General features: G+C 68.9%; 18 protein-coding genes. 8 read left to right on the forward strand and 10 right to left on the reverse strand.

What is annotated here, in order from left to right; genetic code table 11:
* Position 1: 1 nt before the first annotated feature.
* Positions 2-1,393: an FAD-dependent monooxygenase gene (locus tag ACFSVL_RS36540; RefSeq protein ID WP_378311063.1), complete on the reverse strand. Its 1,392-nt coding sequence runs from the start codon at positions 1,391-1,393 to the stop codon at positions 2-4.
* A gap of 105 nt (positions 1,394-1,498) precedes the next feature.
* Here ACFSVL_RS36540 and ACFSVL_RS36545 point away from each other — a divergent pair, with 105 nt between their 5' ends.
* A complete protein-coding gene (locus tag ACFSVL_RS36545) occupies positions 1,499-2,464 on the forward strand; it encodes an Lrp/AsnC family transcriptional regulator (protein WP_378311064.1) in 966 nt (321 codons plus the stop codon).
* 136 nt (positions 2,465-2,600) lie between these two features.
* Complete coding sequence (locus ACFSVL_RS36550; RefSeq protein WP_378311066.1) at positions 2,601-4,664, forward strand: phosphocholine-specific phospholipase C; 2,064 nt, start codon at positions 2,601-2,603, stop codon at positions 4,662-4,664.
* A gap of 520 nt (positions 4,665-5,184) precedes the next feature.
* Here the strand turns inward: ACFSVL_RS36550 and ACFSVL_RS36555 are convergent.
* The 5 genes from ACFSVL_RS36555 to ACFSVL_RS36575 all read right to left on the reverse strand — a co-directional run bounded on the left by ACFSVL_RS36555 (position 5,185) and on the right by ACFSVL_RS36575 (position 8,655).
* Positions 5,185-6,318 carry an MFS transporter gene (locus tag ACFSVL_RS36555; protein ID WP_378311067.1) on the reverse strand — a complete coding sequence of 378 codons (1,134 nt, stop codon included), beginning with the start codon at positions 6,316-6,318 and terminating at the stop codon, positions 5,185-5,187.
* A gap of 402 nt (positions 6,319-6,720) precedes the next feature.
* Entirely contained in the window at positions 6,721-7,251 is a 531-nt protein-coding gene (locus ACFSVL_RS36560; RefSeq protein WP_378311069.1) for a Chromate resistance protein ChrB, read from the reverse strand.
* A gap of 26 nt (positions 7,252-7,277) precedes the next feature.
* A complete protein-coding gene (locus ACFSVL_RS36565) occupies positions 7,278-7,799 on the reverse strand; it encodes a TetR/AcrR family transcriptional regulator (RefSeq protein WP_378311071.1) in 522 nt (173 codons plus the stop codon).
* Positions 7,796-7,990, reverse strand: a complete 195-nt coding sequence (locus ACFSVL_RS36570) for a hypothetical protein (protein ID WP_378311073.1) — start codon at positions 7,988-7,990, stop codon at positions 7,796-7,798. The genes ACFSVL_RS36565 and ACFSVL_RS36570 overlap by 4 nt, the downstream gene beginning before the upstream one ends.
* Before the next feature lie 41 nt (positions 7,991-8,031).
* A complete protein-coding gene (locus ACFSVL_RS36575) occupies positions 8,032-8,655 on the reverse strand; it encodes a class I SAM-dependent methyltransferase (protein ID WP_378311075.1) in 624 nt (207 codons plus the stop codon).
* Positions 8,656-8,827: 172 nt separating this feature from the next.
* Between ACFSVL_RS36575 and ACFSVL_RS36580 the strand changes: the two genes are divergently transcribed.
* The 3 genes from ACFSVL_RS36580 (at position 8,828) to ACFSVL_RS36590 (ending at position 10,724) form a co-directional block, all read left to right on the forward strand.
* Positions 8,828-9,727 carry an RNA polymerase sigma-70 factor gene (locus ACFSVL_RS36580; RefSeq protein ID WP_378311077.1) on the forward strand — a complete coding sequence of 300 codons (900 nt, stop codon included), beginning with the start codon at positions 8,828-8,830 and terminating at the stop codon, positions 9,725-9,727.
* A gap of 125 nt (positions 9,728-9,852) precedes the next feature.
* Positions 9,853-10,119, forward strand: a complete 267-nt coding sequence (locus ACFSVL_RS36585; RefSeq protein ID WP_378311078.1) for a GlsB/YeaQ/YmgE family stress response membrane protein — start codon at positions 9,853-9,855, stop codon at positions 10,117-10,119.
* Between the two features lie 323 nt (positions 10,120-10,442).
* Positions 10,443-10,724 carry a DUF3040 domain-containing protein gene (locus ACFSVL_RS36590; RefSeq protein ID WP_378311080.1) on the forward strand — a complete coding sequence of 94 codons (282 nt, stop codon included), beginning with the start codon at positions 10,443-10,445 and terminating at the stop codon, positions 10,722-10,724.
* Here the strand turns inward: ACFSVL_RS36590 and ACFSVL_RS36595 are convergent.
* The 3 genes from ACFSVL_RS36595 to ACFSVL_RS36605 all read right to left on the reverse strand — a co-directional run bounded on the left by ACFSVL_RS36595 (position 10,703) and on the right by ACFSVL_RS36605 (position 13,385).
* Positions 10,703-11,194 (reverse strand): hypothetical protein, encoded by a 492-nt coding sequence (locus ACFSVL_RS36595; RefSeq protein ID WP_378311082.1) that lies wholly within the window; start codon positions 11,192-11,194, stop codon positions 10,703-10,705. The genes ACFSVL_RS36590 and ACFSVL_RS36595 overlap by 22 nt on opposite strands.
* 280 nt (positions 11,195-11,474) lie before the next feature.
* Positions 11,475-12,374 (reverse strand): winged helix-turn-helix domain-containing protein, encoded by a 900-nt coding sequence (locus ACFSVL_RS36600; protein WP_378311084.1) that lies wholly within the window; start codon positions 12,372-12,374, stop codon positions 11,475-11,477.
* Positions 12,375-12,761: 387 nt separating this feature from the next.
* Complete coding sequence (locus ACFSVL_RS36605; RefSeq protein ID WP_378311086.1) at positions 12,762-13,385, reverse strand: superoxide dismutase; 624 nt, start codon at positions 13,383-13,385, stop codon at positions 12,762-12,764.
* 238 nt (positions 13,386-13,623) lie between these two features.
* Between ACFSVL_RS36605 and ACFSVL_RS36610 the strand changes: the two genes are divergently transcribed.
* Together ACFSVL_RS36610 and ACFSVL_RS36615 are read left to right on the forward strand one after the other, a co-directional pair.
* A complete protein-coding gene (locus ACFSVL_RS36610) occupies positions 13,624-14,010 on the forward strand; it encodes a hypothetical protein (protein ID WP_378311088.1) in 387 nt (128 codons plus the stop codon).
* A 50-nt stretch (positions 14,011-14,060) separates the two neighbouring features.
* Complete coding sequence (locus tag ACFSVL_RS36615; protein ID WP_378311090.1) at positions 14,061-14,639, forward strand: DUF305 domain-containing protein; 579 nt, start codon at positions 14,061-14,063, stop codon at positions 14,637-14,639.
* 855 nt (positions 14,640-15,494) lie between these two features.
* Here ACFSVL_RS36615 and ACFSVL_RS36620 read toward each other — a convergent pair.
* The gene (locus ACFSVL_RS36620; RefSeq protein ID WP_378311091.1) at positions 15,495-22,031 is read right to left on the reverse strand and encodes a DUF7927 domain-containing protein; all 6,537 of its coding nucleotides are present in this window, start codon (positions 22,029-22,031) and stop codon (positions 15,495-15,497) included.
* Between ACFSVL_RS36620 and ACFSVL_RS36625 the strand changes: the two genes are divergently transcribed.
* On the forward strand, positions 22,000-22,530 hold the full coding sequence (locus ACFSVL_RS36625; RefSeq protein WP_378311093.1) for a hypothetical protein: 531 nt from the start codon (positions 22,000-22,002) through the stop codon (positions 22,528-22,530). The genes ACFSVL_RS36620 and ACFSVL_RS36625 overlap by 32 nt on opposite strands.
* Positions 22,531-22,680: the final 150 nt, after the last annotated feature.

Raw genomic sequence — 22,680 nt, forward strand, 5'->3', positions numbered from 1 at the left:
GCTAGCCCACCGGCGCGCCGAACCACCGGCGAATCGCTGGCGCCAACCCGGCCGGATCACCAGCCCAGGCCACGTATCCGTCCGGACGGACCAGCCTCGCCTCGGCACCCGTCTCGACCCGGTCCACCCGATCCGCCCAGGCCGCCGCGATCTCCCCGAACCGCCCTTCCGGGTCGGCCAGGACACCGCGTCCGGACCGCAGCGCCGGACCGAGATCGTGCGCCGGAAGCCCGACCAGCGGATGGCTCCCCGGCATCTCGTAGCGCAACCCCATGCCGGACAACAGGTCGTCCAGCCGGTGCTGGACCTCGGGCAGTGCCACCAGGTCGGCGAACAACGCCCGGGCCGCGACCGAATCCGGGCCGTCGTCCAGGAGCAGCGACTGCGCCTGGACGTTGCGCAGCACCGCCGCGCCGACCGGATGCCGTTCCTCGTGGTAGCTGTCGAGCAGCCCCTCGGACGCGGTGCCGCGGACCGCCGCGGCGAGCTTCCAGCCGAGGTTCAGCGCGTCCTGGATGCCGGTGTTCATGCCCTGCGCGCCAAGCGGAAGGTGGACATGCGCCGCATCGCCGGCCAGGAAAACGCGGCCGTGCCGGTACTGCGCGGCCTGCCGGGCGGCGTTGGTGATCCGCCGGGCGTACCGGAGTTCGACCAGGTCCACCCGGTCGCCGAAGACCGTCTTCAGCCCGGTGCGGATCTCGTCCTCGGTGACCGGGACGTCCCGTTCCAGCGACCACCCCGGCCCGCCGAGCGCGAGCCGGTGCAGCGGCCGGCCTTCGGCGTCCGCGCCGAGCGGGAACACCTGAGCGCGATAGCCCTCCGGGGTGATCGTGTGCATCGGGACCTCGGCACTCAACCGCACGTCAGCGGCCACCGTGGTCTCCGTTCCCGGACGGCCGGGGAACTCCGCGCCCAGCAGCTTCCGGACCGTGCTGCGCCCGCCGTCCGCGCCTACCAGGTACCGGGACCGGATCGCGGTGCCGTCCGCGAACGTCGCGGTGACGCCCTCCGCGTCCTGCTCCAGCGCGACCAGCTCATGGTTCCGCCGGACGTGGATGCCGTGGGCAGCAAGGTGTTTCTCCAGGAACCCTTCAACCGCCACCTGCGGAACCGACCGCCACGGGAACTGGTGCCGCTCGCGGACCAGCGACAGCAGATGCCCGGCGAAATGCGCGGTGGTCACCGGATAGTCCCCGGTGGCCAGCAACGGTTCGAGCAGGCCGCGCTGGTCGAACGCCTCCTGCGTGCGGGACTGCAGCCCGCCCGCCTTGGACAGTTCGCTCGCCCTCGGCAGCCGGTCCGCCAGCACGCAGGACACTCCGGCGAGCCGCAGTTCGTTCGCCAGTGTCATCCCGGTCGGACCGGCTCCGACGACGAGCACCTCGGCAGTCATGGTCGTCTCCTCTCGTTTCCGGAGCCGACTCTCCGCCCGGCACCTGCCCCCGTGCCAGAAAGCGACCCATTCGCGGCGGATTCCGACACCGGTAGCCTTGATCAGGTGGATTCCGACTACGACGACCTCGACCGGCAGCTCGTGCACGCCCTGCAGGTCGACCCCAGGGCTCCGTTCAGCGCGATCGCCGAGGTGCTCGGCGTGTCGGATCGCACCGTCGCGCGCCGCTACGCCCGGCTGCGGTCGACCGGCGCGGTCCGGGTCTTCGGCAGCGTGAACGAGACCGCTTTCGGTGCGGTGCAATGGTTCCTGCGGGTCCGCTGCGCCCCCACCGCGTCCAGCGCGGTCGCCGAAGCACTCGCCCGGCGGCCGGACACCGCCTGGGTGAGCCTGACGTCCGGCGGCACCGAAATCGCCTGCAGACTCAGCACCAAGAACGAAGCCGACAGCGAAGCGTTGCTGCTGGCCAAACTCCCCCGCACGCCCCGGGTCGAAGGCGTCACCGCCCATTCGGTGCTGCACGCTTTCTACGGCGGCTCGGACAACATGGTCGCCAAACTCGGCACGCTGGACGACGCCGCGGTCGCCCGGCTGCGCCCGCCACCGCTCCCCCGACGCCCCGGCCCCGCGACCCTCGACGACGGCGACCGCGCACTCCTCGCCGCACTGGCCGCCGACGGCCGCACCGGGTTCGAACAACTCGCCGCCGAGACCGGCTGGTCCCCCACCACCGTCCGCCGCCGCATGGCGGAACTGCGCGAACGGGACGTCCTGTACTTCGACTTCGACCTCGACTGGCGCTTGTACGGCAAGGGAATCCGGACCCTGCTGTGGCTGTCCGTCGCCCCGTCGGCGCTGGAGGAAACCGGCACCGCGCTGGCCGCACACCCGGAAATCGCGTACGCCGCCGCGACCACCGGCCCGACCAACCTGTACGCGACGGTCGTGTGCGCCAGCCAGCACGAGCTGTACCGCTATCTCACCACCAGCATCGCCGCGCTCCCCGCGATCACCCACGTGGAAACCGCGCCGGTGATCAAAACGGTGAAACAGGCAGCAAACCGGCTTTGACCCGGTACGAACGGGCGCCATCCCGGCTGGCGGTTGACAGCGCTCGGAGGGTCCGTCGATGATTCGTTCGGCTTTGCCGGGTGGAAATTCCCGAACTCGTCCGCGAAACTGTCCCCGACTTTTCGAGGAGACATCGATGTCATCGGTCAGCCGTCGCAGGTTCATGCAGCTCGCCGCGGCCACCGCCGCCGGCACCGCGCTGCCCGCGAGCATCGCGCGGGCGGCCTCGGTGCCCGCCGCGGTGCGCACCGGCACGCTCGCGGACGTCGAGCACGTGGTCGTGCTGATGCAGGAAAACCGGTCGTTCGACCACTATTTCGGGACCCTCAACGGCGTCCGCGGCTTCGGCGACCCGCGCCCGGTCTCCCTGCCGAGCGGAAAACCGGTGTGGCACCAGGCCGACGCCGGCGGCGCGGAGACGCTGCCGTTCCGGCCCGCCGAGGACAATCTCGGCCTCACCTTCATCGAGGACCTCAACCACGACTGGAACGGCACGCACACCGCGTGGAGCACCGGCCGGTGGGACCGGTGGATCCCGGCGAAAACCCCCACCACGATGGCGTATCTGACGCGCAAGGACATCCCGTTCCACTACGCGCTGGCCGACGCGTTCACCGTCTGCGACGCCTACCACTGCTCGATGCTGTCCTCCACCGACCCGAACCGGTACTACATGTACACCGGCTGGACCGGAAACGACGGTTCCGGCAACGGACCGGTGCTGGGCAATGAAGAATCCGGCTACGGCTGGACCAGTTTCCCGGAAATCCTGGAAAAGGCCGGGGTATCGTGGAAAATCTACCAGGACATCGGCGACGGCCTGGACAAGGAACACGGCTGGGGCTGGACCAAGGACCCGTACATCGGCAACTACGGCGACAACTCGCTGCTTTACCTGACCCAGTACCAGAAATCCGCCCAGGGCACGCCGCTCTACGACAAAGCGCGCACCGGCACCCGCGCCACCGCCGGCGACGGTTTCTTCGACCACCTCACCGCCGACGTCAAAGCGAACCGCCTGCCGCAGGTCTCCTGGATCGTCGCCCCTGAAGCATATTGCGAACATCCAGCCTGGCCCGCGAACTACGGTGCCTGGTATGTCTCCGGCGTACTGGACGCCCTCACGTCCAACCCGGACGTGTGGAGCAAAACGGTCCTGCTCATCACTTACGACGAGAACGACGGTTTCTTCGACCACGTCGTACCGCCCTATCCGCCGCGCGACGCCAACTGGGGCCAATCGACCGCGAGCGTCGCCGGAGAATGGTACGAAGGCGGCGCCGCAGCGTCCTACTCCACCGGAATGCCTTACGGACTAGGCCCGCGCGTCCCATTGCTCGCCATTTCACCCTGGAGCACCGGCGGCTGGGTCTGTTCGCAAACCTTCGACCACACGTCGCTGATCCAGTTCGTGGAAAAACGATTCGGCGTGCACAACCCGAACATTTCCCCCTGGCGCCGCGCGGTGTGCGGAGATCTCACCACAGCCTTCGACTTCACCGGCGCGAACAGCGGCGTCCCACCCCTGCCCGGCACCGGCGACTACCAACCGCCCGCGGACCACAGCACCCCGCCGACGTACCACCCGGAACCCCCGTCGAACGGCTCGATCCCGAAACAGGAACCGGGCACCCGAAAAGCCCGCCCCCTGCCCTACGACCTGGCAGCCGACACCCAGGCCCGCGACGGCCGGATGTACTTCACCTTCACCAACCTCGGCGACGCAGGCGCCGGATTCCACGTAACGTCCCGAATGCGCTCCGACGGACCGTGGCCGTACACAGTGGAGGGCCACAAATCGGTCACCGACAGCTGGCATCTGCCCAGCGGCGCGAGCGATTGGTACCAATACGAGGTTTTCGGCCCGAACGGCTGGCTACGCGAACAAGCAGGAACAATCGGCGGCCTAGGCCCAGAAGTAACCGCACGGCACGACGCAGGCTACGTGACGGTCACCTTCACAAATCCAACCACCCGAACGGTCACCTTCACCGGAATCGACGCCTACGCACCAACAGAGACTTACCACTACACGGTTGATCCAGGTGCTTCACGATCAGTCCCGAAATGGGGCGTAGCAAACGGCTGGTACGACATCACGGTAAAAGCGGATCACGACAGCCAATACCTCCGCCGCTTCGCCGGCCACGCAGAAACCGGCACCCCCTCCACCAGCGACCCGGCCATCGCAACCACCTAACCCGACAGACTCCTTCATCCCATGCCAGGGCTCCAGGCGGCGTTACGGCGGCTGAGGCGTGCCCGCCCAGGCCGAAGCCACCGGCGGACCCGGCCTTGCGCCGGGGCCGACGCGGACAGCGGGAGCTGAGCGTGTCGACCGTGAGGGGAACCCTGAGGGAATCTGATTCCCTCAGGGACCCCCTCACGTACTTAAAGAAAACGGCATTCCGGCACTAATCGGTCATTTCGCCGACCTGAGTGTCCTTTATAGACACTCAGCAGGCCAAGACCACCCAGCCTAAGTCCCTGGCATGGGAACCAGATTCCCTCAAGGAGTCGTTCACGCCCGCCACCGAACTCCCCCAAGCAGCCAGCCCCCACCCTGCACCCCGATACGAAGCGCCCATGCGGTGTGAGGGTGCTTGTCAAGGCATCTTTCCCGCCTTGACAAGCACCCTCACACCGTCATCACAATGGGCTTCGGGGTGCCCCCAACCCAGCCGATGCGCAATGTCGCCGCCAGGCGACGAGCCCCCCGCTCACCGCACCCGAACCACCACCACCCCCAAGACCCCCAACACCCCAGCCAACAACCCAAACCCGCCCCCCAACGAAACCCCAGCCGCGACCGCCCCCACCAACAACGGCCCCCCAGCGTCCCCCAACTCCCGGCCAACCTCCGCCGCCCCCATCGTCTGCCCCAACCGCTCCGGCGCCGCCGCCCCAGCCAAATGCGCAAACCCAATCGGCGTAGCCACCCCCACTCCAACCCCAATCGCCACCGCAGCACCCACAACCCCCACCACCCCAGGAACAACCGCCCCCACCCCAAGCCCAACCCCAGTCAGCAACAACCCCCCACCCATCCCCCACCCGTCCGAAACCCGCCCCGCATCCCGCCACCGCCCGGCCACCGGCTGCACCAACGCCGAACACAACGCCAACACCGACACCACCGCACCAGTAGCAACCGCGCCGAGCCCGCTCGATGCCCCAGCCACCGGCAGGAACCCAACCCCCACCGCAAGCGCCGCAGTAGTCCCAGCCAACACCGCGGTCGGCCGCAAAAACCCAGGCTCAGCAAGCCTCCGCGCAAGATCAAGCACAGTCTGCCGCTGCCGAGGCAACGGCTCCGGCGACGGCACCACCACAACCGCCCACCCGGCAACAGCAAACGCCACCACCGCAAGAGTCCCGAACAGCAACGAAAACCCGCCCAGAGCGATCAGCACCCCGCCAAGCAACGGCCCCACGGTGTACCCGACGCTCTTCCAAGCCCCATACCCCCCAAACGCCCGCCCCTGCCGCTTCTTCGGCGACAACCGCGCGACCAACGCCCCCGCCGCAGGCGAAAAAGCAGCCGCAGCCGCACCCTGACCAAACCGGGCCAACCCGACCGCGGCCGGATCCCCCGCCACGACAAACGCCGCCGACGCGAGCGCGAACGCCAGCAACCCGCCCAGCAACACCGGCCGCGGCCCGACCCGATCGGCCAGCGAACCGAACACCGGCTTCAGCACGACCTCGGCCCCGTCGTACACCGCGAGCAGCAATCCCAACGTCAGCAACGAATCGCCGTGCGTGAACGCCCCCAGACTGGCGGCGATGCTGTGCGCCCCGAACGCCGTGACGAAACCAGCCGCGTACAACGGACGCAGTTCAGCAGAACGCATGTGAAACCTTCACATCCGGTGCCGCGCTTGAAGAAACCGCCCGACACAGTGGACAACCCGGCCCGTGCACAAAGAACACCGCTCGCCAGTGCCCCTGTGAAACCTTCACAGCCGACCGCCGAAACCGGAGACAACCGCTAACACCCGAAGGCACCACCGATGTGACGCGTTCACACCCGGTCCGGCAACCGCAGGCACACCCCGTGAAGCGTTCACACCCGATCCCAGGCCCACCCGGCACAACCGACAACCGCGGACACGGCGCGCCACAACACCCGTGAAACGTTCACACCCGGTCCGGCAATCCCAGGCACAGCCCGTGAAGCGTTCACACCCGATCCCAGGCCCGCTCAGCACCACCGAAAACCGCGGACACAGCGAGCCACACCCCTTGTGAAGCCTTCACATCTGATGCAGCGCCTGGAAAACCCGCTCGGTATACTCTCCAAGCCGTTCGCCGCAATGCTTGAGCTGCCGCTCGGCCTCCTCCGCCGACGGCGCGCCGAACACGTCCCTGGCCTTCAGGTCGCGATACCAGCGCCGCAGCCGTTCCAGGCTCTGCTCTTCCTCCTCCAGCTCCGCCATCGTGAACTTGCGGATGCGGATTTCCTTGTCGATCTCGGCGTCGAACTTCCCGCAGTCGGCGAGGAACTCCGTCCACTCCTCTTCCCGCTCGGCGGTGAACAGCTCGACCAGCCGCGAACCGTCCCGTTCGGCGGCGTCGAGCGCGATCACCTCGCCGCCGCCGCGTTCGGCCAGTTCGCCGACCCGGGCGACCCCGCCGGCGAACCCCGGCACGTCCGGCACCGCCCAGGCGCCCTGTCCTAGCGACAGCGCGCCGACCCGCCGCAGCTCGCGCCACACGGCGACCCGGTGCCGCGACGGCCCGGACGGCACCCGCACCACGAGCACCAGCCACTTGTCCTCTGCCACAGCACAGAATGTAGCACGTGTTACATCTAGCCAGGTAATGACAGCGTCGCCAGGAACGCGCCGACCGTCCGATCGACCAGCGCCCGACGGTCCGCCAGCGGCAGCGAAAGACACTGCAGCGTCACCCCGTCGATCATCGCGAACAGCTGAGCCGCCACGTCCTCGCTCAGCCCGGCATCGACGTACCACTGCCGCAGCTCACGATCGAGATTCGCGTTTTCCTTCTGCAGCACCGGATCCACCACGGCCGCCGCCGCATACGCGAGCCACACCCGCGCACGCCGGGAGCGCGGTTCGTCCAGCGGCAGCCACAGCTCAACGACCCCGGCGATCGATTTCGGTTGCGCCGCCTCGATTTCCGCCAGGAACTGCTCGCCGGCGTACTCGAAACCGGCGCGCACCAGGTCGTTCTTCGTCCGGTAGTAATACTGCACCTGCGCCGGGGAAACGCCCGCCGCCGCGGCCACCGTCCGGACGCTCAGCGCGCCGATTCCCTGCTCCGCCAGCACTTCCAGCACCGCGTCGAGCACATGGGCGGCGCGCTTCACCGCCGCGACGCCCCCGTGCGCGCCCGCCAGGCGGCCGCGAGCAGTTCGAGAATCCCGATCACCCCGACCACCACGCCGACCTGCCGCAATCCGACCACCGGCGTCTCGACGTCGTGGAACACGAAATACAGCACCGCGCCGACCGCCACCATCAGCACGCCGGCCGCGGCGTGCCCCCAGTTCCCGTTCATCTTCACCCTCCTATACGAACGTACAATACGACCGTACAGGATCAGCCCGCCTTCCGCGCCGACAGCCGTTCGACAATCCCGGCTTTGCTCCGCTCCGACTGCTCCACCGCGAACCCGGCCGAGGCGAGCAACGGCAGCGGACGGCGGGTCAGGTAATCGCCCAGCCGCGCCACCGTCAGCTTCTCCAGCAGCCGCTGACCAGCGAGAACGAACCGCCGGTGGCTGCCGATGTGGTCCAGCAGCAGAAGCCGCCCGCCCGGCCGCAGCACCCGGTGCATCTCCGCGATCGCGGCGCGTTCGTCCGGGACGCCGCACAGGCCCAGCGTGCAGACGACCGTGTCGAACGCGGCGTCCGGGAACGGGAGAGACTGCGCGTCGGCCTCGGTCAGCGTCACCTCGCGCCCGCTCGCGGCGGCCCGGCGGCGGGCGAGGTCCAGCATCGAGGGGCTGAGGTCGACGCCGGTCAGCCGCACGTCCGGCGGGTACCACGGCAGGTTCCGGCCGGTCCCGACGGCGACCTCCAGCACCTCCCCCTCAGCCTGGGCGCACACCCACTCCCGGCCGTCGGCGAGCAGCGCCCGCTCGAACCAGGCGATGTCGCGGTCGTACCGCGGCGCGGCCTCGTCCCACGTCCGGCGCAGCCAGTCCGGTCCCCGTTCCGCCATCGTCGCGAACTCCTCTCCGTCGAGGTCCTCTCCCAGTACTCTCGCATCCCGTGGGGGATTCCGGACCGCGCGCGGGAACCGCCGGGATCCGCCGCGAAGACCCGCGATGTCACAAACTCGCGGCGGCCGGCGTCCTAAGGGCGATCGACCCGAGAACCCGAAGGAGCCACCCATGACAGCGCCCGGCGAAGCGAGCCCGGACCTCGCCACCGAGACCTTCCTCGCCCACCGGAACCTGCTGTTCACCGTCGCGTACGAGATGCTCGGATCGGCCGCCGACGCCGAGGACGTGCTCCAGGAGACCTGGCTGAAGTGGGCGGGCGTCGACCTCGCCGAGATCCGCGAGCACCGCGCGTACCTGGTCCGGATCACCACCCGGCAGGCGCTCACCCGGCTGCGGACCCTGGGCAGGCGCAAGGAGTCCTACGTCGGCACCTGGCTGCCGGAGCCGCTGCTCACCGCGCCGGACGTCGCCGAGGACGTCGAACTGGCCGACCACGTTTCGATGGCGATGCTGCTGGTGCTCGAAACGCTGCGGCCCACGGAGCGCGCGGTGTTCGTACTGCGCGAGGTCTTCGACCTGCCCTACGACGAAATCGCCGAGGCGGTCGGCAAAACCCCGGCCGCGGTGCGCCAGATCGGGCACCGGGCACGGTCGCACGTGTCCGCCCGCCGCCCGCGCGGCGACGTCACGCCCGCCGAAACCCGCGGCGCGATCGACGCGTTCCAGAAGGCCGTCGAGACCGGCGACCTGCAGGGACTGCTCGACCTGCTCGCCCCGGACGTCGTCTTCCTCGGCGACGGCGGCGGCGTCAAGCAGGCGGTGCTGCGGCCGATCGTCGGCGCGGACAAGGTCGCGCGGCTGCTGGCCGCCGGGCACGTCCAGATCCCCGCCCAGTCGCTGCGCCCGAGGCACGTCAACGGCCACCCGGCGCTGGTGCTGCAGCTCGACGGCGAGGTCGACACGGTGATCACCCTCCGCATCGACGAGGGCAGGATCACCGGGCTGTACGCGGTGCGGAATCCGGCGAAGCTGTCGCACATGGAAGAGGAAACCGCCCTCCGCCGCTGACCGTCGGGCAGTGCTACGCAGAGTAGCCCCGACGGTGCCGCGCGCCACCCGGACGGAGCATGCCATCCTGGTCTCGCCAGGGGCGGCCCCTGCCGGGCCGCCGCCGTACCGAGGAGAGGACCGACGTGGGCGTTGTCAGCTGGATCGTGCTGGGCCTGATCGCCGGATTGATCGCCAAGGCCCTCATGCCGGGCAAGGACCCGGGCGGCTGCATCATCACCATCCTGCTCGGGATCGGGGGCGCGTTCGTGGGCGGCTGGATCGGCAAAACGCTGTTCCACACCCAGCTCGGGACCTTCTTCGACCTGCGCACGTGGGGCCTCGCGGTGCTCGGCGCCCTGGTCATCCTGGTCGGCTACCGCCTCATCGTGGGCGGCCGCCGCCGCGACTGACCCGCCTCCCGCCCTGTCGCGGACGGCGCGGTGGAGGCGGCCCGGATCCACGGGCCGCCTCGCGGGAACCCGGTGGTCACCGCCCCAGTTCCGTCCCCAGCGCACGGCGGTGCCGGCGGCCATCGCCGAGGCACGCAGCCCAGGACGGTCCCCTCGCACGGCGCCAATCCGCCAGTCCCGAAAGACTTTCGCCTCATCAGCCGCCCCGGTCGCGGACTCACCCAGGCCGGGACTCGGATTGAACTCGGCCCCGGATTCCGGCGGCATTTCGTGGCAGAATCAGCGGACGCAGGTCCCGGCAAGGTCGAGGGGCGGAGCGGACGATGGCGCTGCGCGACCACGAACAACATCAGCTGGACGAGATCGAACGCCGCCTCGCCCAGGAGAATCCGCGCCTTGCCCGCCGGTTCGAGAAGTTCCGCCCGCTGCCTGCGGTCACGTTCGCCGCGGCCGCGCTCGGCGTGCTCAGCGTGTTCCTCACCGGGCTGGTCACGCTGGTGGTCGGCTTCGGGATGGGCTCCGCCGCGCCGATCGCGGTGGGCGCGCTGCTCACGACCGCGATCCCGCTCGCGCTCGTGTGGCTCTACCGCTGCCACTGGCGGTAACGCGCGACGCGCCCGAAACGGCGGTACAGCGCGAATCCCGCGATCGCGGTGACCAGTTCCCAGGCGACCGTCGTGATGACCGACACCGACAGCACGTCTATCCGGTCCGGCGAGGACGACTGGAGCTGTCCCCTGCTGTCGACGCGGATGCGGGTCAGGCTGCGCGCCGCCGGGTCGGAGCGCAGCGGGATGTCGGCCTCCTCGGTGCCGCCGTCGGGAGCGGTCCAGGTGACGCGCCGGGTGTCGGGGATCGCGGTGCCCTCGGTCCCGCGCAGCGCGCCGGAGCCGGGATGGACGGCGGCGACCACGGACCGGCCTGGTGCGCGGTCGATCGCCGCCGCGCCCTGCCGGTGGATCCACAGGCCCAGCCAGATCCCGGCCGCCGCCGAGACCGCGACGGCCGCGGCGAGCACCGGCAGCAGGAACACGCGACCGCGCACCGCGGACGCGCGGAAACCACCAGGAGCCATGTCCCGAGAATGCCGCGAAAACCCCGGGAACGGCAGGGTTCGCGGGCCGAATGTGCCCCAGTCGCGGGAAAAGCTGCCCGCCGCGGGCAAGCGATCGCACGGGCTTGCCCGATTTCACCCGCTATTTTCACTCATTCGTGGGTAACACCACTCGAAAGCAACCTGGACGCTACGGCCGGGAGCGCCCCATTCCCGACTGGCCAGCGGGAACGCGCCGGTCGTTTATTCCCGCCGTCTCCCGCCAGTACGTGGAATTCTTCCGGCGCGCCGCCATTCGCGGTCACCCGCTGGACGCGCTCAGCAGCGCCTGCCCGGTGGGCGTGACCGCGTGCCGGACTGTGCTTCCGTCCTGACGGCTTTCCACCAATCCGGCGCGACGGAGGACTCCCGCGTGCTTGCTCGCCGCACCGGGCGTCACGCCGATCTCGCCGGCCAGTTCGGCAGTGGACCGCGGGATCGCCAGCGCGTGCAGCGCACGGGCGCGGGTCGCGCCGAGCAGGTCCGGCAGCGGGTCCGGCGCGGCGTCGATCGCGGCGATCGCGGGACTGCCCGGCAGCTCCGGCCTCGCCTCCGGATCCGGCTCCACGACCCGGAAATAGGCCGGGATCACGAGCAACCCGCCGAAGCAGACACTGCGGTCGGCGGGCCGTTCCTCCGTGCTCTCCCAGCGAATCGGCGGCGCATCGGGGTCCCGATTGTTATTGGCAGGCGGCCAGATCGGCGCCCGCGGCGCGGTGCCGTACGAGGCGCGGGCCCCGTCCCCGGCCCATGTCGCCGCTACCCCGTGCACGAAGAACGTCTGAAGTTCGGCGCGCAGCCTCGTTTTCGGGACGTGCACGACGCCGCTTCCCGCGACCGGGCCGATCTCGCGCCTGCCGAACGGCCGCGGATCCGCCTGCCGCAGCACGCTCGCGTGCCGGACCGGGGATTCGCCGCCGGGCGGCAGCGCCTTCACCGCCCGGTTGCGCAGCTCCAGCGCGGCGACCGGACGGGACGGCGGCAGCAGCCCCTCCCGGCGCAGCTGCTTGCGGGCACGCGCAGACCAGACCCGCAACCCTCCTGCGGGACGGCGGCTCTGCAGCGCGGTGAGGCTCAGCACCAGTTCCCACAGCGGATCGGGGCCGGTGCGCCGCCTCGTCCGGCCGAAATCGTCGTCGGTGAAATGAATGCGCAACGCCATGTGCTCCCCCTGCCCCCCGACATGGTTGCACTTCCAGGGTGCCGCGCCGATCCGCCGCTGTCCAGGCGGTTTTTCCCTTCGGGGAAAGAACCCACCGAATGCCAGCGAATCTCGCTGAATCAGGTGGTCCTCCGGAGGCGGTTCGCGGCGGAACCGCGGATTCGAGACAAATCGTCTCGCCGAAGCCGCTCATTCGCCGGGTCCGCCGTGCACGCCCGGACGCCGCTTGCTCCGTACCGTGCGCACGGACTGCCTATGGCCCAGCAGTTCCCGACATTCGCCGCAACGATTTCCGCCACCCGGACGACTATTGCGGGCAGGAATGCGAAACGGGGCCCGGCCGCGCAGGCCGGACCCCGTTTCCGGTGCCGCAGTGCTTGCCTGGCCTCAGCCGAGCAGGAGGCCGTTGCCGCCGGCGACGGCGTTGTCGAAGCGCTTGCTGATCTCGGCCCAGTTGAAGATGTTCCACAGGGCGTTGACGTAGTCCGGCTTCACGTTCTTGTAGTCCAGGTAGAACGCGTGCTCCCACACGTCGACCAGCAGGATCGGCGTGGTCGGCAGGATCAGGTTGTTGTGGTGGTCGCGCAGCTGCTGGGTGATCAGCGTCTTGCCCAGCGGGTCCCACGACAGCGCGCCCCACCCGTTGCCCTGGATCGTCGTCGACACCGCGGTGAACTGCGCCTTGAACTTGTCGAACGACCCGAACGCCTCGTCGATCGCCGCCGCCAGCTCCCCGGTCGGCTTGTCCCCGCCCTCGGGCGACAGGATCTTCCACCACACCACGTGGTTGGCATGCCCCGCCAGGTTGAACGCCAGCGTCGTCTCCAGGCCCACGATCGAGCCGAAATCGCCCGCCTCGCGCGCGGCGGCGATCTTGTCCAGCGTGTCGTTCGCGCCCTTCACGTACGCCGCGTGGTGCTTGCTGTGGTGCAGCTCGTTGATCTCACCCGAAATGGACGGCGCGAGAGCACCGTAGTCGTAATCGAGTTCGGGCAGCTCGTACCGGGCCATGGGGCCCTCCTTCTGTCTTCGACATCAAGTCTTGCCCCCTCGAACCTAGTAGCACACCCGGGTCCCAGGCGAGCGGGGGCGGCCTCCGCGCCACGGCGTGGAACCTGGTTGAGTGAATGTTCAACTTCCGGTACCGGGCCGGTCTCGCCGCCACGCACAGTGACCGGCCCCGTCGGAAACATCACCCTCGTGCCACCTGCACACCCGGATGCCGTGCGGCGCCCGGTACGGTTGGCTCATGGCAGCGTCCCGGCTCGGCAGCGTGCAGCGGGTTCTGCTGCTGTTCGCGCTGGCCCTGGGCATCGCCGTGATGCATCACGTGCCCTCTCCGGGCGCCGCTCATGGTTCCGCTGGTTCCGTCCATGCCATGGCGAGCCAGATGCCGGCCGCTGAAACTGCAGCGGTCACCGACTCCGGCATGCCCGCCGGCGAGCACTCGATGCTGCACCTCTGCCTGGCGGTCCTGTACGCCGCCGGCGCGCTCGTCCTCGGCCTGCTGGCTTTCCGCCGCTACCCCACCGTCGCCACGACACCCGACGGCACACGCGGCTCCCCCGCCGTCGACCGGCCGCCGGACAGACGCGGCCGGACTGTCCTGACTTCTCTCTGCGTGTTGCGCACCTGACCGGCATTTCGCTGTTCCGGTCAATTTCCCTTGAGAGAGAAGGTTTTCTCGTGCGCAAAATCTTTTTCAGCGGTGCCGTCCTGACGGCCTCGCTCCTGCTCGGCGCGTGCAGCAGCACCGACTCGCCCGCCCCCGCGCCGAGCGCGCGGGCGAGCCACAACGCCGCTGACGCGACGTTCGCCCAGCAGATGATCCCGCATCACCAGCAGGCGCTGGAGATGGCGAAAATGGTGCCGTCGCGCAGCAGCAACCCGAAGGTGGTCGACCTGGCCAGCCGGATCGACCGGGCGCAGGACCCGGAAATCCGGCAGATGCAAGGCTGGCTGAGCGCCTGGGGCGTCGCGGCCACCAGCCACTCCATGCCCGGCGGCCACGAAATGTCCGGCGACCACAGCATGACCGGCATGATGTCCGACGCCGACATGAAAAGCCTGGACGCCGCGAAGGGCCCGGAGTTCGACCGGGCGTGGCTGGAGATGATGATCAAGCACCATCAAGGTGCGGTCGAGATGGCCAAGACCGAACTGGCCCAGGGCGCCGATGCCGGGGCGAAGGCGCTTGCGCAGCGGATCATCGACGCGCAGCAGGCGGAGATCGCGGAGATGCAGGGGCTGTTGAAGCAGGGGTAATCCTGCCGTGGGCCGGGGTTATGGGCGCGGCCGAGGCGTGTCCGCCCAGGCCGCAGCCCCTGGCGGACCGTTGGCTTGCGCCGGGGCCGTCGCGGGCGACGGGAGCTGGGTCTGTCGTCCGTGAGGGGAACCCTGGGGGAATCAGATTCCCCCAGGGTTCCCCTCACAGACATGAATAACCGGTCATTCTGGCATTAACCAGGCATTTCGCTGGCACGGGTGTCCTTTATGGACGGTCAGCAGGATGCGGCCCCCGGCTCAAGTCCCTGGTGTGGGGGGCCGGGGCCGGTTGGGCGGTCCCGGCTCCGATGCGCGGCGCGGGCTGGCGGGTCGGGGCGGTGCTGCCTTTGCTTGGGCCGTTCAGACGGCCCGGCCGGTAGCAAGCGCGGGCTGGTTGGCGCATTGGCGCGGCTGGAGGCGGTATCACCTCTGCTTCAGCCGTTCGGGCCGCCCCGGTGCCGGGTGCGGATAGTTTGCGGGCTGGGGCCGGGGTGCCTCTGCACGCCGACCTCCCCCGCTCAACCTGCTGGCCTCGGCCGATCCGCCGTCTCCCGACCGCTCCGATGAGGTTTCCCAGCAGCGGACGCAGTGTCGACCCCCGCACCGGGTTCTCCCCCTGGGGCGGCGGAGATGTCCGTGAGGGGAACCCTCACGGACCTCGGCGACATCGGCCTGGCCCCGGGCAGGACTTGGCCGAGCGCCCCAATGTGGCATTGGGTGCATCTGACGCACCCAATGCGGCGTTCGGTGCGTGTGACGCACCCAATGCCACATTGGGGCGGTCCCTCAGCGGTCGGAACTGGTCGGCGGTGGCCGGATTCTTCTTGTGTCAGAAGGGTTCCCGGCGGGGATGGCTCACCTCTGGGATCGGCGGCGCCGGGAGATCAGCAGCAGTGCACCGCCGCCGGCGAGGAGGGCTAGTGCGACTATTCCGACGGGGATCAGGACCACGCCGGTGGACGCCAGCGGCGACTTCGGCGGTGGTGGCTGGACCGGCGGGGTCGGCGGGATCGTCGGCGGGGTCGGCGGGGTGGGCGGTGTCTTGGTGAGCGGGGTGGTCGTCTTGCACCTCGGGTCGGTGGAGGCGTCTGGGCAGTTGGTGCCGGGCGTGGTCGAGGAAATGACGTTGCGCAGGCTCTGGCCGTCGCCGATCGGGGTCTTGACCTTCACGCTGTACGTGACCGTCGCGACGGCGCCGACGGCCAGGTCGCCGGTCCAGGTCAGCTTCGGGGCGGCATAACTCACTGCGCCGGTTGAGGAGGTTGCGTCGTTGTTGTAGGCGGCGTTGCCTAGGACGCCGGTCAGGTCGTCGGTGAAGGTCGCGGCCGTCAGGGCGGTCTGGCCGGTGTTCGTGGCGGTGACGGTGTAGGTGACTTGGTCGCCTGCCTTTGCCTCGGTGACGTTCGCCTTCTTGGCGAGGATCAGGCCCGCGACCGGGGTCGTGGTCCCGCACCGCGGGTCCTTCGAGCCCGGCGGGCAGTTCGTGCCGGGGGTGTCCGACGTGACGGCGTTCGCCAGCGTGTGGTCGCCCTTGACTGGGGTGTTCACCGTCACGCTGTACGTCACGGTCACGGTTCCCCCGACTGGCACGTCTCCGGTCCACGTCAGTTTCGGGGCCGCGTAGGTGGTCGTGCCGGTCGTGGCTGTGGCGTCGTTGTTGTAGGTGGCGTCGTCGAGAACCTTGGACAGGTCATCGGTGAACGTCGCTCCTGTTTGGACGGTCTGGCCGGTGTTCTTCACCGTCACCGTGTAGGTGATCTTGTCGCCTGGCTTGACGTCCTTCTTGTCCGCGACCTTCGTGATGTCCAAGCCCGCGACCGGAGTCGTGGTGCCGCAGCGCGGGTCGGTGGATCCTGGCGGGCAGTTTCCGCCGGGGGTGTCCGAGGTGACCACGTTCGTCAAGCGGTGATCGCCCTTGACGGGGTTGTTCACGGTGATGCTGTAGGTGATTGTCGCGGTGGCGCCGACGGGGAGGTCGCCCAGCCAAGTCAGCTTCGGGTCTGTGTAGGTGACAGTGCCGATGGATGCTGTTGCGTCGTTGTCGTAGGCGGCGTCGTCAAGGACCTTCGAGAGGTCGTCAGTGAACGTCGCTCCCTTGTAGAGGGTCTGACCGGTGTTCTTCACGGTCACCGTGTAGGTGACTTTGTCGCCTGGTTTCACGTCCTTCTTGTCTGCGGTCTTGGCGATCTCCAAGCCTGCGACCGGAGTCGTGGTTCCGCAGCGGGGATCCTTCGAGCCTGGCGGACAGTTTCCGCCCGGAGTGTCCGAGGTGATCACGTTCGTCAACTGGTGATCGCCCTTGACCGGGTTCGCCACTGTGACGCTGTAGGTCACCGTCGCGGAAGCGCCGATCGCCAGGTCTCCGGTCCAGGTCAGGCGCGGTGCCGCATAGGCCACGGAGCCGAGAGAGGCTGCTGCGTCGTCGTTGTAAGTGGCGTCGTCGAGGACCTTCGAGAGGTCGTCAGTGAACGTCGCTCCCTTGTAGACGGTCTGACCGGTGTTCTTCACCGTCACCGTGTAGGTGACCTTGTCGCCCGGTTTCACGTCCTTCTTGTCTGCGGTCTTGGCGATCTCCAAGCCTGCGATCGGGGTCGTGGTTCCGCAGCGCGGGTCTGTCGAGCCTGGCGGGCAGTTTCCGCCCGGAGTGTCCGACGTAACGACGTTCGTCAACTGGTGATCGCCCTTGACCGGGTCGTTCACGGTGATGCTGTAGGTGATTGTCGCGGTGGCACCGATGGGCAAGTCACCGGTCCACGTGAGGCGCGGCGCGGCGTAGGCCGTGGTGCCGATCGACGCCGCGGCGTCATTGCCGTAGGTCGCATCGTCTAGGACCTTGGACAGATCGTCGGTGAAGGTTGCTCCTGTTTGGACGGTCTGGCCGGTGTTCTTCACCGTCACCGTGTACGTGACCTTGTCGCCTGGTTTCGCGTCCTTCTTGTCCACGGTCTTGGCAATTTCCAGGCCCGCCACCGGAGTCGTTGTCCCGCAACGTGGATCGTCCGAGCCCGGTGGGCAGTTCGCGCCTGGGGTGTCCGAGGTGACGACGTTCGTCAAGCGATGGTCACCCTTCACCGGGGTTGCCACGGTGACGCTGTAGGTCACCGTCGCCGAAGCGCCGACTGCCAAATCTCCGGTCCATGTCAGCCTAGGCGCGGCATACGTCACCACTCCGATCGAGGCTGCGCCGTCGCCGTTGTAGGCGGCGTCGTCCAGGACCTTGGACAGGTCGTCGGTGAAAGTCGCGCCGGACAACGGGGTTTGGCCGGTGTTGGCGACGGTGATCGTGTAAGTGACCTTGTCGCCTGGCTTCGCGTCCTTCTTGTCCGCCACCTTGCTGATCGCGATGCCGGACACCGGCGTCGTGGTGCCACAGCGCGGATCGTCAGAACCCGGCGGACAGTTCCCGCCTGGAGTGTCCGACGTAACGACGTTCGTCAGCCGGTGATCGCCGCCGGCTGGGTTGTGCACGGTGACGCTGTAGGTGACCGTCGCGGTGGCGCCGATCGGGAGGTCGCCGGTCCACGTCAGACGCGGGGCAGCGTAGGCCGTCGAGCCGGTCGACGACGCGGCGTCGTTGTTGTAGGCGGCGTCGTCCAGGACCTGCGACAGGTCGTCGGTGAAATTCGCGTTCGGCAGCGGGACCTGGCCGGTGTTAACGATTTTCACCGTGTACGTGACCTTGTCCCCGGGGTTCGCGGACTGCTTGTCGACCTTCTTCTCGATCGTCAGGCCGGGCAGCGGCGTCCGGGTCGAGCACTTCGGGTCCGTCGATCCGGGTTCACAGTTGCCGGGCACGGGGGTGCTGACCGTGTTGCGCAGCTGGTGGTCGCCGGAGATCGGGTTGTTCACCGTGACGCTGTAGGTGACCGTCGCCGAGGCACCGACCGGCAGGTTGCCGGTCCACGTCAGACGCGGGGCCGTGTAAGCGGTCGAGCCGGTCGACGACGCGGCATCGTTGTTGTAGGCGGCATCATCCAGGACCTGCGACAGATCGTCAGTGAAATTCGCGTCCGGCAGCGGGACCTGGCCGGTGTTAACGATTTTCACCGTGTACGTGACCTTGTCCCCGGGGTTCGCGGTTTGCTTGTCCACGGTCTTGGCGACGGTCAGTTCCTTGCCCGGCGTCGTGGTCGAGCAGGACGGGTCGGTGGAGCCGGGCGGGCAGTTGGTGCCGGGCGTCGAGGACGTGACGACGTTGGTGAGCTTCTTGTCCCCCGGGTCCGGGTTCTTGACCGTGACGCTGTACTTCACGGTTGCCGAGCCGCCGATCGGGAGATCGCCGGTCCACGTCAGCCGGGGTGCGGTGTAAGAAATTTGCGCGGCCGGGGTGGCGTCGTTGTTATAGACGGCGTCGTCCAGCACCTGAGACAAGTCGTCGGTGAAGGTCGCGCCGGGCAGCGGGGTCTGGCCGGTGTTGGCGATGGTGATCGTGTAGGTCACCTTGTCGCCGGGTACGACCTGTTCGCGGTCGACGGACTTGGCGATCCGCATTCCGGACACCGGCGTGGACGTCGTGCACTTCGGGTCGCCGGAGCCTGCGACGCAGTTGCTTCCCGGCGTCGTGGACGTGATGACGTTGGTCAGCTTGTGGTCACCGGTGTTGGGATTTTTCACAGTGACGCTGTAGGTCACCGTCGCCGAACCGCCGATCGGGAGATCGCCGGTCCACGTCAGCCGGGGTGCGGTGTAAGAGACTTGCGCGGCCGGGGTGGCGTCATTGTTATAGACGGCATCGTCCAGGACCTGAGACAAGTCATCGGTGAACGTCGCGCCGGACAACGGAGTTTGGCCGGTGTTGGTGACAACGATCGTGTAAGTCACCTGGTCGCCGGGGTTCGCGGACTGCTTGTCGGCCTTCTTCTCGATCCGCATGCCGGACACCGGAGTCGTGGTCGAGCACGCTGGGTCGGTCGAGCCTGCGACACAGTTGTTGCCAGGCGTGGTCGAGGTGATGGCGTTGACCAGCTTGTGGTCACCGGTGTCAGGGTTGTTGACCTTTACCGAGTACGACACGGTCGCGGTGCCGCCGACGGGGATATCGCCGGTCCAGGTCAGCCGCGGTGCCGCGTAACTCACCGAGCCGGTCGAGGACGAGGCGTCGCCGTTGTAGGCGGCGTCGTCCAGGACCTTCGACAGGTCGTCCGTGAAAGTCGCGCCGGACAACGGAGTTTGGCCGGTGTTCTCGACGGTCACGGTGTACTTGACGGTGTCGCCGGGCTTCGCGCTGGCCGGGGTGGCGGTCTTGCTGATCCGGATTCCCGAGACCGGAGTCGTTGTGCCGCACCGAGGATCGGTGGATCCGGTGGCGCAGTTGTTGCCCGGGGTCGTGGACGTGATGACGTTGGTCAGCTTGTGATCGCCGGGATCGGGATTTTTCACAGTGACGCTGTAGGTGATCGTCGCCGAAGCGCCGACCGCCAGATCGCCGGTCCACGTCAACTTGGGTGCGGTGTAAGAGATCTGCGCGGAGGGTGAGGCGTCGTTGTTGTAGACGGCGTCGTCCAGGACCTTCGACAGGTCGTCGGTGAACGTCGCGCCGCGGGCCGCGACCTGGCCGGTGTTGCGGACGACCACGGTGTACTTCACGGTGTCGCCGGGGTTCGCGCTGGCTGGCGAGGCCGTCTTGGTGATCTCGATTTTCGTGCCGGGCACGACGGTTTCCGCGCAGGAAGCCGTGGCGTCGTCCTTGCACTGCCGGTCCGGCGGGACGGTCGGCGGCGGGCCTTCGGTCACCTTGGCGCGGTTGATGAGTGTGGTGCCGATGGTCGCGTCGTCGATCCGGGTGTGAACGGTTAACGTGACCCGGCTGCCTGCGGGGATCGCGGTGGGATGCCATTGCAGCGGGCCGGTGCCGGAGACGGTGCCGCTGGTGGTGTCCGCGCTGACGAACGTCGTGCCGGGCGGGAGTGTGTCGGTCACCGTAACCGGCGGGACCGGGATGTTTCCGGTGTTCTCCAGGGTGACGGTGTAGGTGAGCTGGTCGCCGGGGAGCGCGTTCGCCTTGTCCACGACCTTGCTCAGCGTGTACTCCGGCACCGCGACCACGTTGCGGACGGTGTTGCTGGTGCGCGTCTGCTCGCGGCCGGTCTGTTTGCCCTTGAAGACCACCGACGCGGTGTTGTCGAGGCGGGTGCCCGCGGCGACCGTCGGCGAGACGGTGACGCGGAAGCCGACGTGCGTGCTCTGTCCCGGAGCCAGGTCGGGCAGCGTGCAGGTGACGACCTGGCCTGCCGCCGAGCAGCGCGGGTTCGAACCGGCCACATAGGACACTCCGGCGGGCAGGGTGTCGGTGACGACCACGCCGGTCGCGGTGTCGAGGTTGGTGGTGCTGCCGTCGGGGTTGCGGTTGGCGACGTCGAGCCCGTAGGAGATCTCGCCGCCGCGCCCGACCCAGCCCGGCGGCCGCTCCTGGAGGTTGCCCTCGGGGTCGTTGGTCTTGACGATCTGCAGGTTCGGCTCGTTGGCCTCGGCCATCAGCCAGACGACCTGCGGGTAGAGCGCGTCCCCGGTGGTGCCGACCTTCAGCTGGGCCCGGTCCGCGCCGGCGGGCAGCTTGCCGGTGACGTCGACCGTGCGCGCGTCGTAGCCGAAGTTGTTGGCCGGATTCGGGGTGCGGTCGGCGACGTTGCTGCCGGTGCCGCTCGCGGCGACGCGGTCGATCCGGCTGCTGAACGCGTTGGTAGTGCTGGAGCCGCCGGGCGCGGGCAGGGTCAGCCGCTGCAGCGACGCGGCGTCCCGGCCGAATTCGAGGTAGTCGCCGGAGATGTTCGCGTCGCCGTCGCCGAGGACGACGCCGAGGGTCGCGGTCGGCGGGTGGTCGGCGGGGGTGCGGATGCCGTTCAGGTCGATCGTCGTGGCGGTGGGGCTGCCGCCCGCGCGCACCCAGTCGAAACCGTCCCAGACCTGCAGGTAGCGCAGCGGTTCGGTGTCCAGTTCGTAGGCCACGACCAGCGACCAGCCGCCCCAGCAGCCGAGGTTGCTGAGGTTGTTGGCCGAGTTGCCGCGGCACGCCTGGAGGTCGGCGACCGTGTACGAGCCGCCGCCGGCCTGTTTGACCAGACCGGTGACGTCCTTGACGCCCGCGTGCGCGGTGATCTGCGGGAATCCGCCGCCGAGCGCGTCGAACCAGTCGTAGGTGTCGGCGGTCAGGCGCTGATAGGAGCCGGATCCCGGGGTCTTGAACGCGACCTGGTTCGCGCGGGACGGGTCGCCGGAGTCGGCGTTCGAGGAGATCGGGTTGCTCTGCCAGTAGAGCCGGGCGGACAGCACCGTCGCCCCGGGCGGGATGGTCAGGTTCGCGCTCGACGCGGTGTTGCCCGGTGCGGCCGGGTCGCTCTTGACCCAGGAGCCGTACGTCGAGTTGTTCGCCGTTTCCCCGCAGGACGTCGGCACGGTGCTGCAGCTGACGACCGAGTTCGACGCCATTGTGACCGCGCCGTGGGCGACCGTCGAGAAGGCCGGGTCGGGGCCGATTTTGCGCGGGGTGCCGAGGCCTCTCGGTTCGACCGCCCTCGGCTGCGGTGCGGCGGCGGGTGCCGAGGTGGGTGCCGAGGCGGCCGGGCTGGCCGGTGCGGGACTGGCCGGAGCCGAGGCGTCCGGGCTCGCGGGGCTGGCTGAGCTGGAAGGCGCGGACGGCGCACTGGACGGCGCCGGACTGGCCTGCCCGGACGCGGACGGCGCGGCGGACGGGGCCGCCGGGCTGAGGCTGGGCGGCAGGGACGCGCCCATCGCCGGCGCGGCGCTGGCGACGCCGACGGCGAAAACGACCGCGAAAGCCGCGGCGGCGCGCTTCCCGCGGGAGCGCATGAATCCGGAACGACGGGCCATCACGAAAGCTCCCACGGGGATGGACGGAATTGCCGAGCTGCTACCCGCGTTCATCGACAATTGACAGGGAATTCGTACCGCGCCCTCCCCCGCGACGGGGAGGCGAACCGCAAGGAATCACCGCATAGGGGGACCCCAACCAGGTAAAACCGCCGCGGTCGCCGGGGCCTCGGCCGATTTCCGGGGCAACCCGTGACGCCCTGAAGGGGTGTTG

It is taken from the genome of Amycolatopsis silviterrae (assembly GCF_042684085.1).
In the GTDB taxonomy this organism is placed as follows: Bacteria; Actinomycetota; Actinomycetes; order Mycobacteriales; family Pseudonocardiaceae; genus Amycolatopsis; species Amycolatopsis silviterrae.